Source organism: Sodalis-like endosymbiont of Proechinophthirus fluctus, assembly GCF_001602625.1.
Taxonomy (GTDB): domain Bacteria; phylum Pseudomonadota; class Gammaproteobacteria; order Enterobacterales; family Enterobacteriaceae.
Genome location: NZ_LECR01000001.1, coordinates 1 through 251 on the forward strand (window position 1 = coordinate 1; position 251 = coordinate 251).

Sequence of the window (251 nt, forward strand, 5' to 3'; positions counted from 1 at the left end):
GATCTTGCTCTGGGATGGCGAGCAGACGCTGCGTATGCATTTCTCCCTTCCGGACGGCGGTATCAAAGCGGTGCCGCTAAGCCGGTTGCCGGAGCATGAAACAGCATTCGCGATAACGGTGCATAAATCTCAGGGATCGGAATTCCACCACACCGCGCTGGCGTTACCCAATCAGATCATGCCGGTATTAACGCGGGAATTGCTGTATACCGCGGTCACGCGTGCGCGTGCGCGGTTATCTCTGTACGCGA

The 251-nt window shown here is 57.4% G+C and carries 1 protein-coding gene; it reads left to right on the forward strand.

Features of this window, described 5'->3' with window-relative positions:
* Positions 1-251, forward strand: a 251-nt coding sequence (locus BG74_RS00005) for an ATP-binding domain-containing protein (RefSeq protein WP_187202411.1), incomplete at both ends; no start/stop codon positions are given.